Below are 14505 nucleotides of genomic sequence, written 5' to 3'. Positions count from 1 at the left end.
GCAAGCCTTTGAAGGGGGCGTCAAGCATTCTGGCGATGCAGTTTTTCCAGTTTTTTCTTGATCCGGTCACGCTTGAGGGTAGACAGGTAGTCCACGAACAGCTTGCCGTTGAGGTGGTCACACTCATGCTGGATGCACACCGCCAGCAACCCTTCGGCGATCAGTTCGTAAGGCTGGCCATCCCGGTCCAGGGCCTTGATCCTGACCTTCTGCGGGCGGTCGACGTTTTCGTAGAAGCCCGGCACCGAGAGACAGCCTTCCTGGTACTGGTCCATCTCGTCGGTCAGGGTTTCGAACTCGGGGTTGATGAACACCCGGGGCTCGCTGCGGTCTTCGGAAAGGTCCATCACGACGATACGCTTGTGCACGTTGACCTGAGTCGCGGCGAGGCCGATGCCTGGCGCCTCATACATTGTTTCAAACATGTCATCGACCAACTGACGCACTTCGTCGTCCACTACGGCCACCGGTTTGGCGATAGTGCGCAGGCGCGGGTCCGGAAATTCGAGAATGTTCAAAATGGCCATAAGCTTGATAAATGCACGTGTGAGGTAAAGTCGGGTGGCAGGCCTGGCGTGTCTTGGGATGCAGGCTACCGTTGTAAAACGTTGCTCCTCACATCTTACGGAGCGAGCCACGGGGGCTCTGGCGTTTTACGCGAACGCACATAATAAAGGGATTCACCGCATGAGGAAATCACTACTCGCCCTGCTGCTTCTGGCCTCGGCCGGTATCGCGCACGGGCAAGTGCAACTTCGGGAAGGTTTTCCCCAGCAATACACAGTGGTGACGGGGGACACGCTGTGGGACATCTCCGGCAAATACTTGCGTGAACCGTGGAAATGGCCCGAGCTCTGGCAAGCCAACCCACAGATCGAAAACCCCAACCTGATTTATCCCGGCGACACCCTGTCGCTGGTCTACGTCAACGGCCAACCGCGGCTGACCCTCCATCGCGGCGCTTCGCGGGGCACCATCAAGCTGTCACCGCGCATTCGCAGCTCGCCGGTGGCCGAGGCGATCCCGAGCATCCCGCTGCAGGCCATCAATAGCTTTTTGCTGAGCAACCGCATCGTCGACACGGCCGAGGATTTCGACAAGGCGCCCTACATTGTTGCCGGCAATGCCGAACGGGTCCTCAGCGGCGCGGGAGACCGGATCTTTGCCCGCGGCCCATTCGACGCGAACCAGTCGGCGTATGGCATCTTTCGGCAGGGCAAGGTCTACACCGATCCCGAAACCAAGGAGTTCCTGGGCATCAACGCCGACGACATCGGCAGCGGTGAAGTCGTGGCGAGCGAAGGCGACGTCACGACCCTGGCCCTGCAACGCACAACCCAGGAGGTGCGCCTCGGTGATCGCCTGTTCAGTGGCGAAGAACGCTCGATCAACTCGACGTTCATGCCCAGCGCACCGCAATCGGACATCAACGGGCTGATCCTCGATGTACCCCGAGGCGTCACCCAGATTGGCGCCCTGGACGTGGTCACCCTGAACAAGGGGCGTCGCGACGGGCTGGCCGAAGGCAACGTGCTGGCGGTGATGAAGACCGGCGAGACCGTGCGCGACCGCATCACCGGCGAGCGGGTGAAAATCCCGGATGAACGTGCTGGCCTGCTGATGGTTTTTCGCACCTACGACAAGCTCAGCTATGGCTTGGTGCTCTACGCCTCGCGCTCGCTGGCGGTATTCGACAAAGTGCGCAATCCATAACGTGTCTCACAAGTTACCAACAGAGTTATCCACAGCTTGTTCCCGTTTCGACGGGCTTAATAACGATCAAGGATGATCCATGTCATTGCCTGAATCTGCTTCGGTTTCCCCGGCGGAACTGGAGGCCCGTCTGCGCCTGCACCGCTTGCCGGAACTGGGCCCCAAACGTTTCATGACCCTGATGGAGGCCTTTGGCTCGGCCTCCAAAGCCATCAGCGCACCGGCCAGCGCCTGGCGAGCGCTGAGGTTGCCCTCGGCGTGCGCCGAGGCACGGCGCAACCCGGATGTGCGTGACGGTGCAGCCCATGCATTGGCCTGGTTGGAGCGTTCGGCCCAGCATTTACTGATGTGGGACCAGCCTGACTACCCCGCGCTGCTGGCACAGATCAGCGATGCGCCACCGCTGTTGTTCGTCGCCGGCAACGCGACCATTCTGGAAAAACCACAGTTGGCAATGGTCGGCAGCCGCCGGGCATCGCGACCGGGCATGGACACGGCCGCGGCGTTTTCCCGAAGCCTGGCCGGGTGCCGGTTTTGTCATCACCAGCGGCCTGGCCCTGGGCATCGACGCGGCGGCCCATCAAGCGGCACTGGATGTGGGCGGGCAGACAATTGGCGTGCTGGGCACGGGGCTGGAAAATTTTTATCCACAGCGCAATCGTCGGCTGGCGGACGCGATGATCGCCCAAGGCAGCGCGGTGCTGTCGGAGTTCCCGCTGGACGCGCCGCCCCACGCCAGCAACTTTCCTCGTCGCAACCGGATCATCAGCGGCTTGTCCCTCGGCGTGCTGGTGGTGGAGGCCAGTATCGCCAGCGGTTCGCTGATCACCGCACGCTTGGCGGCCGAACAAGGCCGCGAGGTGTACGCCATTCCGGGGTCGATCCATCACCCCGGCGCCAAGGGCTGTCATCAGTTGATCCGCGACGGTGCGGCGCTGGTGGGAAACCGTCGAGCACATCCTTGAAGCATTGCGGGGTTGGCAACAGTTGCCGCTGTCCATGGAACCGGCGCCCGTCACCCATCCGCTGTTGCGCTTGCTCCATGCCGCGCCGCTTACCAGCGAAGCGCTGGCCGACGCCAGTGGCTGGGGCTTGCCCAAAGTACTGGCGGCGCTGACTGAACTGGAAATGGAGGGACGGGCGGTCTGTGACACCGGGCGCTGGTTTGCACGCTAGGTTTTATGGGGAAGATCGGTAAACTGCGCACAGCCTTATTTGCGTTGTGGAGAGTCTTTCATGGTCAACAGTTGGCGTGTGCAACAAGCCGCGCGAGAAATTCGCGCCGGGGCGGTGATTGCCTATCCAACCGAAGCGGTCTGGGGCCTGGGCTGCGACCCGTGGAACGAAGACGCGGTGGAGCGCCTGCTGGCGATCAAGTCGCGGCTGCCCGATAAGGGTTTGATTCTGGTAGCTGACAATATCCACCAGTTCGACTTTCTGTTCGAAGATTTCCCTGAAACCTGGATGGACCGCATGGCCAGCACGTGGCCGGGGCCCAATACCTGGTTGGTGCCGCACCAGAACCTGCTGCCGGAATGGATTACCGGGGTACACGACACCGTCGCGCTGCGGGTCAGCGACCATCCCACCGTGCGGGACTTGTGCTCGTTGGTCGGGCCGCTGGTGTCCACCTCGGCCAACCCTCAGGGCCGCCCGGCAGCGCGCACGCGGATTCGCGTCGAGCAGTATTTTCGCGGGCAGATCGACCTGGTGCTGGGCGGCAACCTGGGCGGGCGCAAGAACCCCAGCGTGATTCGCGACCTGGCCAGCGGCAAGGTCGTGCGGCCGGACTGAGCCCGAACACAAGCTCCATGCTCAACACAGAGCAAGTGTGGGAGCGGGCTTGCTCGCGAAGGCGTCGGCACATCCAACATTGATGCAAGCTGACCCACCGCTTTCGCGAGCAAGCCCGCTCCCACAGGTTCTTTAGCAACCTCTGAATCAGGGCAAAAGAATGGTCGACCCGGTTGTACGCCGCGCCGACAACTCGGCCTGGGCCTTGGCCGCTTCGGCCAGTGGATAGCGCTGGTTGATATCCACCGTGAGTTTGCCGCTGCTGATCATGCCGAACAGCTCATCGGCCATGCGCTGCAGGTTCTCGGCGTTATTGGCGTACGTCGCCAGGGTCGGGCGGGTGACGTACAGCGAGCCTTTGGCCGCGAGTATCCCCAGGTTCACGCCCTCCACCGCACCGGAAGCATTGCCGAAACTCACCAGCAGGCCACGGGGCGCTATGCAGTCCAGGGAGGTCAACCAGGTGTCCTTGCCGACACCGTCATAGACCACCGGGACTTTCTTGCCGTCGGTCAGCTCCAGCACCCGCTGTACGACGTTTTCCTTGCTGTAGTCGATGGTTTCCCAAGCGCCGTGGGATTCGGCGATTGCGGCTTTTTCCGCTGAGCTGACGGTGCCGATCAGCTTCACGCCCAGGGCCTTGGCCCACTGGCAGGCCAAAGAACCCACGCCACCGGCGGCGGCATGGAACAGGATGGTTTCCCCCCCTTTGAGCTCATAGGTCTGACGTAACAGGTATTGCACGGTCAGGCCCTTGAGCATTACCCCAGCCGCCTGTTCGAAACTGATGGATTCGGGCAAATGCACCAGGTTGGCCTCGGGCAACACATGCACGTCGCTGTAGGCCCCCAGCGGACCGCTGCCATAGGCTACCCGGTCACCGACCTTGAACCGCGTGACGTCTGAGCCGACCGCCTCGACCACCCCCGCTCCCTCGGCCCCCAAGCCCGACGGCAGGGCCGGTGGCGGGTAAAGGCCGCTGCGGTAATAGGTATCGATGAAGTTCAGGCCGATCGCCTTGTTGCTGACCCGCACCTGCTGCGGGCCCGGCTCGGCAGGCTGGTAGCCCACGTACTTGAGCACTTCGGGGCCGCCGTGGGAACTGAACTGGATACGTTTGGCCATCTTCACTTTCTCCTTGCCGTGGACTTTTTACCAAGCCTGCTATCGGACTCCTAAGCTTGACCTTCGTCAACTGTGGCGTAGGCAAGTGCGGTGGTATCCTGTGCGCCCATTTGCCACCGGCCCGCTGCAAGCCGCGTAGCGCAGCCCTGATCAAGGTGATGTCATGACCACTCGCACCGAGGCCGTGAAAGCCTACCTGCTCGACCTGCAAGACCGCATCTGTGCGGCCCTGGAAACCGAAGACGGCGGCACTCGTTTCGTCGAAGATGCCTGGACCCGCCCCGCCGGTGGTGGCGGTCGCACGCGAGTAATTGAAAACGGTACGCTGATCGAAAAGGGCGGCGTCAACTTTTCCCACGTCTTCGGCAGCGGCCTCCCACCCTCGGCCAGCGCCCATCGGCCGGAACTGGCCGGGCGCGGCTTTGAAGCCCTGGGCGTGTCATTGGTCATCCATCCCCACAACCCTCATGTTCCGACGTCCCACGCCAATGTGCGTTTTTTCATCGCCGAAAAGGAAGGCGAAGAGCCGGTCTGGTGGTTCGGCGGTGGCTTCGACCTGACACCGTACTATGGCGTGGCAGAAGACTGCGTGCATTGGCACCGCGTTGCCGAGCAGGCCTGTGCCCCGTTCGGCCCCGACGTGTATTCGCGCTACAAGGCCTGGTGCGACAGCTATTTCCATATCAAGCATCGCAACGAGCCCCGAGGCATCGGCGGCCTGTTTTTCGATGACCTGAACGAGTGGGATTTCGACACCAGCTTCGCCTTCATGCGCGCCATCGGCGATGCCTACATCGAGGCTTACCTGCCTATCGTGCGCCGCCGCAAGCAGGATCCGTTCACAGCCAAACAAAGGGAATTCCAGGAGTTTCGCCGCGGACGCTACGTGGAGTTCAACCTGGTCTACGACCGCGGCACCCTGTTCGGGCTGCAATCGGGCGGGCGTACCGAGTCGATCCTGATGTCCCTGCCGCCGCAAGTGCGCTGGGGCTATGACTGGAAAGCCGAACCGGGCAGCGAAGAGGCGCGGCTGACCGAGTACTTCCTGCAGGATCGTGATTGGCTGGCGACGGCCTGACGGGGGAGTTTCCATGGATCACTACGTTGTAATGGGCAACCCGATCGGCCACAGCAAATCGCCGCTGATCCACCGTCTCTTTGCCGAACAGACCGGGCAAGCGCTGGACTACAGCACGCTGCTGGCGCCCTTGGACGATTTCGCCGGTTGCGCGCGGGAATTCTTCCGCGAAGGTCGTGGGGCGAATGTCACCGTGCCGTTCAAGGAAGATGCCTTCCGCTTGGCCGACAGCCTGACCGAGCGAGCCCAGCGGGCCGGGGCGGTGAACACGCTGAGCAAGCTGGCCGACGGCCGCCTGTTGGGTGACAACACCGATGGCGCCGGACTGGTACGGGACCTGACCGTCAACGCAGGTTTAAACCTCAAGGGTAAACGCATCCTGTTACTGGGAGCCGGCGGCGCCGTGCGCGGCGCCTTGGAGCCGCTGCTGGCCGAAGCGCCAGCCTCGGTGATCATCGCCAACCGCACGGTGGAAAAAGCCGAATTGCTGGCCGAGTTGTTCGCGGACCTGGGCCCGGTCTCGGCCAGCGGTTTCGACTGGCTGCAAGAGCCCGTGGACCTGATTATCAACGCCACATCGGCGAGCCTGTCCGGCGATGTTCCGCCGATTGCCGCAAGTTTGATCGAACCCGGCATGACGTTCTGCTACGACATGATGTATGGCAAGGAACCTACTTCGTTCTGTCGCTGGGCCAGTGAACAGGGCGCGGCGGTGGCGATGGACGGCTTGGGCATGCTGGCCGAACAGGCGGGCGAAGCGTTCTACCTGTGGCGTGGGGTACGCCCGGACACCGCGCCGGTGCTGGCCGAATTGCGGCGCCAGCTCGCACTGTAGGCTACAGACTGTTGCGGCGAGGGGATTTATCCCCGTTGGACTGCGAAGCAGTCCCAAAAAACCAGGGCCGCTTCGCGCCCCAGCGGGGCGGTGCGACGTTTCGCTAAATCCCCTCGCCACAGGGTGTTTCTACCTTAAGCCCTAGTCTTCAAAATGGATCGGACAGTGCTCCGGCCCTTCCAGCTTCTTCAACTCCTCCACCACATGGGGCCTGGCCCTGCGCAACGTCAGGCTGCGCCCCTGCATGCGCAAGCGCCGGGCTTCCTGGTGCAGCATTTCCACGCCGGAATAATCAATAAAGTTAATCTGCTGCGCATCGATCACCACCCGTTGTGCCTGCAACCGTTGCAGGCGCACTTGCAGGTAGTGGCTGGCACCAAAAAAGATCGAACCGCCGACCCGCAGGATGTCAGCTTCCCCCTCACAGGAATGTTGTACCCGCGGTTGTGAGGTGCGCTTGAGGTAGAAAAACAGCGACGCCAGCACACCGGCGTAGATGGCGGTTTGCAGCTCCAGCAGCAGCGTGGCCAGACAGGTGAGGCTCATCACCACGAATTCGGCGCGGCTCACGCGAAACAACGCCCGGACGCCGCGATAGTCCACCAGGCCCCAGGCAATCAGCAGAATGCTGCCGGCCATGGCCGGTATCGGAATGTGCGAAATCAGCTTGGCACCGGTTACCGCAAACAAGGCCACCCACAGTGCCGAGAAAACCCCCGCCAGGGGCGAGCAGGCGCCGGCTTCATAACTGAGGCCGGAACGGGTAAAGGAACCCGCTGACAAGGAACCGGAAAAGAACCCTCCCACAATATTGGAAAGCCCCTGCGCCCTGACCTCCTGGTTCGCATCGAGTAACTGCCCCGAGCGTACTGACAACGAGCGGGCAATGGACAGGCTGGTCACCAACCCGAGCATGCCCACCGCAACGGCACCGGGCAGCAGGCGCAGGATCAGATCCAGGTCCAGCGGCAGCGCAGAGAAAGGCGGCAAGCGCCCGGCAAAGGCGCTGACCAACGCGACATGCCCGAACATCCCCGGCCATAGCCAGACCACCAGGCTGCTGATGACTAAAGTTATCAACAGGCTCGGCCAGCGCGGCAGCAGCCGTTTGAGCACGACGCCCATCACCAGCGTGCCCAAACCGAGAAACAGAGAAGGCTTATCCACAGCCTCGATATGGCTGGCCAACATCAGCAGCCCCTTCAACGCCGTGGCTTCGTTGGGCAGATCAAGACCCAGCAGGTTGGGCAACTGTCCCAGGGCGATTACCACCGCTGCGCCCAGGGTGAAACCCAACACCACCGAGTGTGAGACGAAATTCACCAGCGCGCCGAAACGCAACAGCCCCAGCAGCCATTGGAAAACCCCCGCCAGCACCGTCAGCAACAGGATCAAGGTGACGTAGTCCTGGCTGGCCGGCATGGCCAGGGGACTGACGCTGGCATACAGGACAATGGAAATCGCCGCCGTAGGGCCGCATATCAGGTGCCATGACGACCCCCACAAGCAGGCGATCAGCACCGGCACAATCGCCGCATATAAACCGTATTCCGGTGGTAGTCCGGCAATCAGGGCGTAGGCAATCGACTGCGGCAACGCGAGAATCGCACCGCTCAGACCGACGATCAGGTCACGGCCGACACTGGCGCGGGTCTGCCGGGGCAGCCAGCTCAGGAACGGAAAGAGTGAATGGCGGGTGGGCAATGCCATGGGGCCTCAAGGATCGGGTTTGGCGCAAGAGTATCAGGACAAGGCGCCATTCTCCCTGTGCCGAGGGGATTTATGTGGGAGCAAGGCTTGCTCGCGAAACAGGCACCTCGGTCTCTGAAAGACCGAGTTGTCTTCATCGCGGGCAAGCCTTGCTCCCACATAGATTCCCGCGGAGCACATGATTGTCAGAGCTTGGCCTTCACCGCCGCCAACGCATCCTTGCCATCCAGGGTTTTCACACCGTCCAGCCATTTATCCAGCACCGCCGGGTTGGCTTTGATCCAGGCCTGGGCCGCTTCGGCGTTGCTGACTTTCTTGTTCACCACCTCGGCCATGATGCTGTTTTCCATTTCCTGGGTGAAGCTCAGGTTGGTCAACAGCTTGCCGACGTTCGGGCAGGCCTGTGCATAACCCTTGCGGGTCAATGTATAAACGCTGCCCGTGTCGCCGAAGTACTTCTCGCCGCCCTTGAGGTAGTGCATTTTCAGCTGCACGTTCATAGGGTGTGGCGTCCAGCCAAGGAAGGTCACGAACTTCTGTTTCCTCACCGCCCGGGAGACTTCCGCGAGCATGGCCTGCTCGCTCGATTCCACCAGTTTCCATTCGCCCATGCCGAAATCATTGGTCTTGATGATTTCCTTCAAGGACAGGTTGGCCGGGGCGCCGGAGCCAATCCCGTATATCTTCTTGTCGAACTTATCGGCGAATTTGTTCAGGTCAGCGAAGTTATGCACACCGGCGTCCCACACGTAATCCGGGACCGCCAGGGTGAACTCGGTGCCGTCCAGGTTCTTGGCCAGTTGCGTGACATCGCCATTGGCCACGAACTTGTCGTAGAACCCTTGCTGCGCCGGCATCCAGTTACCCAGGAACACATCAACCTGACCGTCCTTGAGACCGCCGAAGGTGATCGGCACCGCGAGGGTGTCGACCTTGGCCTTATAGCCCATGCCATCGAGCAGAAAACCGGTGATCGCGTTGGTCGCGGCGATGTCGCTCCAACCCGGGTCGGCCATCTTTACCGTCTCGCAGCTTTGCTCGGCCCACGCCGAACTGCTAAGCGCCAACAGCCCAGCGGTCAGTACTGTGGATAACTTTTGCATGTGCTTCCCCTTACATTATTGGTTTTGGCAGGGTTGTGGATAACGGGCCTTGCGCTCCAGATCGTCGAGGTCAATGTGGTTGCGCATGTATTGCTGGCTGGCGTCCACCAGCGGCTGGTGATCCCAGCTCTTGAGTTTGCCCAGGGTCAACGCGTGAGCGACGAAACGCCGGCGTCGCTGACTGGCGAGCACCTGTTGATGAATGGCCGGGATATCCCATTTGGCTCGCGCCTCGGCGAGAAAATCCGCGAACAGGGACTGATGTTCAGCCGATTGGCTGAGGTCTTCCAGTTCTTTGGGGTCATTACGCAGATCGAACAGCAGGCACGGATCATCCTCGCTGTAGATGAATTTCCATGGACCACGACGGATCATCATCAATGGGCTGATGGTGCCTTCGGCCATGTACTCACCAAAGACCTCGTCATGACCGCCCTGCCCCTGCAGATGGGGCACCAGCGACCGGCCATCCAGCGCCAGTCCGGGCTCCAGCGTGCCACCGGCCAACTCCACCAGGGTCGGCAGCAAGTCGGCAGTGGACACCGCCGCACCGACTCGCCCGCTGGCGAACTGGCCCGGTGCGCTGATCAACAGGGGGACACGAGCTGCCATCTCGAACCAGTGCATTTTGTACCAGAGGCCTTTTTCACCGAGCATGTCTCCATGATCACCGGAGAACACGATGATCGTGTCCTCCATCAAGCCGGTGTCTTCCAGGGTTTGCAGTAACTTGCCGACGTTGCTGTCAATGTAGCTGCATGCACCGAAGTACGCGCGGCGAGCATCACGGATCTTATCCACAGGCAGTGGCTTGTCCCACAGGTCATACACTTTCAGCAGGCGCTGGGAATGCGGGTCGAGTTCCGTCTGCGCCGGGGTTTGCGGCAGCGGGATGTCCTTGTCGTCATACATATCCCAGAAGGTCTTGGGAATGGTGTACGGGTCGTGGGGGTGGGTCATGGACACCGTCAGGCAGAACGGCTGGTCGCCATCCTCGCGGATGTGATCGAACAGATACTGCTGGGCCTTGAACACCACCTCTTCGTCAAAGTCCAGCTGGTTGGTGCGCACGCACGGGCCGGCCTGCAACACCGAAGACATGTTGTGGTACCAGCTTGGCCGCACGTCGGGCTCGTCCCAGTTCACAGACCAGCCGTAATCGGCCGGATAAATGTCACTGGTCAGGCGTTCTTCATAGCCATGCAACTGGTCCGGCCCGCAAAAGTGCATCTTGCCGGACAGCGCCGTGCGATAACCCAGGCGCCGCAGGTAGTGGGCGTACGTCGGGACGTCCGCAGGAAAGTCCGCCGCGTTATCGTAGGCGCCGATCTTGCTGGGCAACTGGCCGCTCACCAGGGTAAAGCGCGACGGTGCGCAGAGTGGGCTGTTGCAATACGCGGCGTCGAACACCACGCCCTGCTCGGCCAGGCGCGACAGATTCGGCAGCTTGATCGGCGAAGGACCGTAGATCGGCAACATTGGCGCGGCCATTTGATCGGCCATGATGAAAAGAATGTTCTTGCGCTTCATGTATTCGCGGCATTCCATAGTAAACAGTTATGCGAGATTGCTGCGATTGAGCATGTAGCCCACGTCTTTATGGGTAAAGCCCATGTAAGGCAATGACTAGGATAAGCACAGCTTATGTATGAAGCTCTGGGAGACCTGTCCCTTGACCTGTTCCGCGCCTTTGAAGCGGCGGCCCGCCACCGCAGTTTCACGGCAGCGGCGATCGAACTGGGCACCACGCAACCGGCCATCAGCCAGCAGATCAAGCGCCTGGAAGAACAACTGGGTACACGGTTGTTCGATCGCATCTACCGCGGCATCGAAATGACCGAGGCCGGGACAATCCTGTTCGAGCAAGTTCAGGCCGGTTTGCAGAATATCGACGCAGGATTGGGCGCGATTACCGCCCAGGACCAGCATGAGGTGCTGCAAGTCGCCACAGATTTTGCCTTTGCCGCCTATTGGCTGATGCCACGCCTGCATCGGTTTCACGCGGCCAACCCGCAGGTGGACGTCAGCCTGGTGACCAGCGAACGCAACCACAACATGCTGCGCACGGATATCGACGTTGCGGTGCTGTTTGGAGACGGTCGCTTCAAACAAGGCGAAAGTCGCTGGCTTTTCAGCGAAGAAGTCTTTCCGGTGTGCAGCCCGCTATTGCTCAGGGAGCGCTCCCTGCCCTTGTCCGCTCAAGCCTTGTCGGAATTCCCGCTGCTGCATTTGCGTGGGGAAAACAGCAGTCACTGGTTCGACTGGAGTGGCGTTTTCCGTGAGCTGGGCATTACCTCGCCCCCGGCGCCCGGGCAGTTACGGTTCGACAACTACACCTTGCTGATCCAGGCGGCGATAGGCGGTCAGGGCGTCGCCATCGGCTGGCGATACCTTGTGGATAACTTATTGGCCCAAGGGCTGCTGTGCCGTCCGGTCGCGGAAACGGTGCTGTCGCGGTCAGGGTATTACGTGGTCTTGCCCCAGCGTAAACGGCGCGGGGCTTTGATCAAGCAGTTTGTGGACTGGTTAATGGAGGAGCAGGCCAACAGCGCCGAATCGCTGATAGGTTTGGCATCACCTTCCATTGCGGTGTGACCCGCCCGCCCCTGCGCCGACTCAGGAGACTGCGACCGTTCAGGCTAATCGGCGGCGACAAAACTGACATGCTGGCCCACATGCAGGTTCAGGCGCAGCTCATCGGCAATGCCGACGGCCACACGGCCAAGCCGCTCCAGTGATTCGGCCATGCCGGGCTCCAGGCTTGTGCTGACCTGGCTGAAGTGCTCGATGCTCAAGCCGGGCGTTGCGTAGGGTGAGTTAATCAGGGTCCATTGCAACGTGCTGTTATTCAGGGCGTCGAGTACCTCTTCGGCGGCATGGCGCTGCAATACATCGTCCGCCTGCTCCTCGTCGAGCACGGCGAAATCGCCCACCAGAAACAGCCGGGAAATACTCGCCGCCTCCATCCCGGCGATCAGCGCATCCACGGCCAACACCTGCTCCACGGGCCCAGGAATGAGCGTGCGCTCCACTTGCTCGCTGTTCATCGGCAACCCCGGGGCGTTCAGCAGGCACACCACGGCATTGGTGCCGGCGACGCTTTGCTTGACCCGCTGGGGATCGTAGAGGTCGCCGGTCTTGGTCCGCAGGCCGGGGCGCGGCGCCAGGGCCGTAAGGTCGTCGAGAACAGCGATGACTTCGTGCTGGCGCCGCAGCATTTCAGCCATCAACGCACTGCCGAGGCTACTCATGGCCCCATAGAGCACCACTTTGGTGACCGGGGTTTCGGCATTTTTCATGGCTGCTTTTCCTTTTTTGTCTCGCGTGTAAAGGCTCTGACACACGGGAGCCAAGCTCGGTTCGGCAGTTTTCTGGGAGAGGCACGTGCATCGGATCAAGGGCTACCACGACCATGCGACCTTCGATTTGTCTGTGGGAGCACTTGCTCGCGATAAACGCACCACAGCTCTCCAGTGAAAATTTATCAACTTCATCGCGAGCAAGCTTTGCTCCCACAGTTAAGCCTTGCTCCTATACAAAAACGCCATTGCCTGCAGCGAAAGGTGGCTGAAAGCTTGCGCGATTAGGATCGCCCCCACTACCGGCAACAGACCGGTGGCCAGAAGCGAGCTTCGAAGGCTCGTTAGGCCCTTTTAACAACAACAATGGTGATTCTGATGTCCGCTGCTAGCCGTCCCGTCGCGTCAACTCCCTCCGTCCGTCCCGTGCTTTGCATCCTGCGCTGACCTGTCCGGTCTGCCTTTGCCCGTCGCGCCACGCCTGGAGTATTTCCTATGCTGACTTTCCTTGGCTTTGCCATGGTCATCACGTTCATGTTCCTGATCATGACCAAGCGCCTGTCCGCGCTGATTGCCCTGATCATCATCCCGATCCTGTTCGCCCTGTTCGGTGGCTTTGCACCGAAGATCGGTCCGATGATGCTCGAAGGCATCACCAAGCTTGCCCCGACCGGGGTGATGCTGATGTTCGCGATTCTTTATTTTGCCCTGATGATCGACTCCGGCCTGTTCGACCCGGCCGTGCGCAAGATCCTCAAGCTGGTCAAGGGCGACCCGTTGAAAGTTTCGGTCGGCACCGCCGTTCTGGCGCTCGTCGTTTCCCTCGATGGTGACGGCGCGACCACTTACATGATCTGCGTAGCCGCTATGCTGCCGCTCTACAGCCGCATCGGCATGAGCCCACGGATCATGGCCGGCCTGATCATTCTCGCCGGTGGCGTGATGAACATGACCCCTTGGGGCGGCCCGACGGCCCGCGCGGCCAGCGCGCTGCATGTCGACCCGTCCGACATCTTCGTTCCGATGATTCCTGCGATGCTCGCGGGTGTAGTGGCGATCCTGGCGATTTCCTACATGTACGGTAAACGCGAGCGCGCCCGTCTGGGTGAGTTGCACCTCGCCGGTGACGACATCGACCACAGCGAAATCAGCGTTTCCCAGTTCCCGGACGCCCGTCGTCCGAAGCTGATCTGGTTCAACGGTGCGTTGACCCTGGCCCTGATGTGCACCCTGATCGCCGGCCTGTTGCCACTGCCGGTGCTGTTCATGGTGGCGTTCAGCATCGCGATGATCGTCAACTACCCTTGCCTGCAACAGCAGAAGGATCGCGTTGCGGCCCATGCCGGTAGCGTATTGGCGGTGGTCGGTTTGATTTTCGCGGCGGGTATCTTCACCGGCATCCTGTCCGGTACCGGCATGGTCGACGCCATGTCCAAGAGCCTGTTGGCGGTGATCCCGGATTTCCTCGGCCCCTACCTGGCGGTGATTACCGCGCTGGTGAGCATGCCGTTTACTTTCTTCATGTCGAACGATGCATTTTATTATGGGGTGTTACCGGTCATGGCCGAAGCGGCCAGCCATTACGGCATCACGGCCGTTGAAATGGCCCGTGCATCGATCGTTGGCCAGCCCGTCCATCTGCTGAGCCCGCTGGTTCCGTCGACTTACCTGCTGGTGGCCCTGGCCGGGATCGAGTTTGGCGATCACCAACGCTTCACCTTGAAGTGGGCAGTATTGGTTTGCCTGTGCATAATGTTTGCCGCCTTGCTGATGGGGATTTTTCCGCTGTTCAGCACTCTATAAAAGCAATGCCCGCTGCGTCGCCCCTTTCGATAACCGAAGGTGCGG

At 61.0% G+C, this 14505-nt stretch carries 12 protein-coding genes and 1 pseudogene; 7 read left to right on the top strand and 6 right to left on the bottom strand.

The window, feature by feature from the left end; genetic code table 11:
* Window positions 1-20 precede the first annotated feature (20 nt).
* Window positions 21-527 carry a peptide deformylase gene (gene def / locus PSH57_RS00385; protein ID WP_092167761.1) on the bottom strand — a complete coding sequence of 169 codons (507 nt, stop codon included), beginning with the start codon at window positions 525-527 and terminating at the stop codon, window positions 21-23.
* Between the two features lie 160 nt (window positions 528-687).
* Here def and PSH57_RS00380 point away from each other — a divergent pair, with 160 nt between their 5' ends.
* The 3 genes and pseudogenes from PSH57_RS00380 to tsaC all read left to right on the top strand — a co-directional run bounded on the left by PSH57_RS00380 (window position 688) and on the right by tsaC (window position 3507).
* Complete coding sequence (locus tag PSH57_RS00380; protein WP_305387164.1) at window positions 688-1713, top strand: LysM peptidoglycan-binding domain-containing protein; 1026 nt, start codon at window positions 688-690, stop codon at window positions 1711-1713.
* A 79-nt stretch (window positions 1714-1792) separates the two neighbouring features.
* Window positions 1793-2889, top strand: a pseudogene (gene dprA / locus PSH57_RS00375) (DNA-processing protein DprA).
* Window positions 2890-2949: 60 nt separating this feature from the next.
* Window positions 2950-3507, top strand: a complete 558-nt coding sequence (gene tsaC / locus PSH57_RS00370; RefSeq protein ID WP_305387162.1) for an L-threonylcarbamoyladenylate synthase type 1 TsaC — start codon at window positions 2950-2952, stop codon at window positions 3505-3507.
* Between the two features lie 147 nt (window positions 3508-3654).
* Here the strand turns inward: tsaC and PSH57_RS00365 are convergent, their stop codons facing one another.
* A complete protein-coding gene (locus tag PSH57_RS00365; RefSeq protein WP_305387161.1) occupies window positions 3655-4632 on the bottom strand; it encodes an NADPH:quinone reductase in 978 nt (325 codons plus the stop codon).
* Window positions 4633-4795: 163 nt separating this feature from the next.
* Between PSH57_RS00365 and hemF the strand changes: the two genes are divergently transcribed.
* Window positions 4796-5710 carry an oxygen-dependent coproporphyrinogen oxidase gene (gene hemF, locus PSH57_RS00360; RefSeq protein WP_305387159.1) on the top strand — a complete coding sequence of 305 codons (915 nt, stop codon included), beginning with the start codon at window positions 4796-4798 and terminating at the stop codon, window positions 5708-5710.
* Between the two features lie 13 nt (window positions 5711-5723).
* On the top strand, window positions 5724-6545 hold the full coding sequence (gene aroE, locus PSH57_RS00355; protein ID WP_305387158.1) for a shikimate dehydrogenase: 822 nt from the start codon (window positions 5724-5726) through the stop codon (window positions 6543-6545).
* A gap of 141 nt (window positions 6546-6686) precedes the next feature.
* Here the strand turns inward: aroE and PSH57_RS00350 are convergent, their stop codons facing one another.
* The 3 genes from PSH57_RS00350 to betC all read right to left on the bottom strand — a co-directional run bounded on the left by PSH57_RS00350 (window position 6687) and on the right by betC (window position 10888).
* Window positions 6687-8255: a SulP family inorganic anion transporter gene (locus tag PSH57_RS00350; RefSeq protein WP_305387157.1), complete on the bottom strand. Its 1569-nt coding sequence runs from the start codon at window positions 8253-8255 to the stop codon at window positions 6687-6689.
* 185 nt (window positions 8256-8440) lie between these two features.
* Window positions 8441-9358 carry a choline ABC transporter substrate-binding protein gene (gene choX / locus PSH57_RS00345; protein ID WP_305387155.1) on the bottom strand — a complete coding sequence of 306 codons (918 nt, stop codon included), beginning with the start codon at window positions 9356-9358 and terminating at the stop codon, window positions 8441-8443.
* 15 nt (window positions 9359-9373) lie between these two features.
* Complete coding sequence (betC, locus tag PSH57_RS00340; protein WP_305387153.1) at window positions 9374-10888, bottom strand: choline-sulfatase; 1515 nt, start codon at window positions 10886-10888, stop codon at window positions 9374-9376.
* Window positions 10889-11002: 114 nt separating this feature from the next.
* Here betC and PSH57_RS00335 point away from each other — a divergent pair, with 114 nt between their 5' ends.
* Window positions 11003-11953, top strand: a complete 951-nt coding sequence (locus PSH57_RS00335; RefSeq protein ID WP_305387152.1) for a choline sulfate utilization transcriptional regulator — start codon at window positions 11003-11005, stop codon at window positions 11951-11953.
* A gap of 44 nt (window positions 11954-11997) precedes the next feature.
* On the opposite strand, the gene PSH57_RS00330 is transcribed toward PSH57_RS00335, so the two are convergent.
* Window positions 11998-12657 (bottom strand): NAD(P)-dependent oxidoreductase, encoded by a 660-nt coding sequence (locus PSH57_RS00330; RefSeq protein WP_305387150.1) that lies wholly within the window; start codon window positions 12655-12657, stop codon window positions 11998-12000.
* 495 nt (window positions 12658-13152) lie between these two features.
* Between PSH57_RS00330 and PSH57_RS00325 the strand changes: the two genes are divergently transcribed.
* Window positions 13153-14460 (top strand): CitMHS family transporter, encoded by a 1308-nt coding sequence (locus tag PSH57_RS00325; protein ID WP_305387148.1) that lies wholly within the window; start codon window positions 13153-13155, stop codon window positions 14458-14460.
* Window positions 14461-14505: the final 45 nt, after the last annotated feature.

It is taken from the genome of Pseudomonas hefeiensis (assembly GCF_030687835.1).
GTDB classification, from domain to species: Bacteria; Pseudomonadota; Gammaproteobacteria; order Pseudomonadales; family Pseudomonadaceae; genus Aquipseudomonas; species Aquipseudomonas hefeiensis.
Note: the sequence above shows the minus strand (reverse complement) of the source record. Positions and strands in the feature narration are given on the sequence as shown.

Excerpts from the sequence above, each read along its gene's own strand:
- choX (WP_305387155.1), bottom strand. The coding sequence starts at position 9,358 with ATGCAAAAGTTATCCACAGTACTGACCGCTGGGCTGTTGGCGCTTAGC.
- PSH57_RS00325 (WP_305387148.1), top strand. The coding sequence starts at position 13,153 with ATGCTGACTTTCCTTGGCTTTGCCATGGTCATCACGTTCATGTTCCTG.
- PSH57_RS00380 (WP_305387164.1), top strand. The coding sequence starts at position 688 with ATGAGGAAATCACTACTCGCCCTGCTGCTTCTGGCCTCGGCCGGTATC.
- PSH57_RS00330 (WP_305387150.1), bottom strand. The coding sequence starts at position 12,657 with ATGAAAAATGCCGAAACCCCGGTCACCAAAGTGGTGCTCTATGGGGCC.
- def (WP_092167761.1), bottom strand. The coding sequence starts at position 527 with ATGGCCATTTTGAACATTCTCGAATTTCCGGACCCGCGCCTGCGCACT.
- PSH57_RS00365 (WP_305387161.1), bottom strand. The coding sequence starts at position 4,632 with ATGGCCAAACGTATCCAGTTCAGTTCCCACGGCGGCCCCGAAGTGCTC.
- betC (WP_305387153.1), bottom strand. The coding sequence starts at position 10,888 with ATGAAGCGCAAGAACATTCTTTTCATCATGGCCGATCAAATGGCCGCG.
- PSH57_RS00335 (WP_305387152.1), top strand. The coding sequence starts at position 11,003 with ATGTATGAAGCTCTGGGAGACCTGTCCCTTGACCTGTTCCGCGCCTTT.
- aroE (WP_305387158.1), top strand. The coding sequence starts at position 5,724 with ATGGATCACTACGTTGTAATGGGCAACCCGATCGGCCACAGCAAATCG.
- PSH57_RS00350 (WP_305387157.1), bottom strand. The coding sequence starts at position 8,255 with ATGGCATTGCCCACCCGCCATTCACTCTTTCCGTTCCTGAGCTGGCTG.
- hemF (WP_305387159.1), top strand. The coding sequence starts at position 4,796 with ATGACCACTCGCACCGAGGCCGTGAAAGCCTACCTGCTCGACCTGCAA.
- tsaC (WP_305387162.1), top strand. The coding sequence starts at position 2,950 with ATGGTCAACAGTTGGCGTGTGCAACAAGCCGCGCGAGAAATTCGCGCC.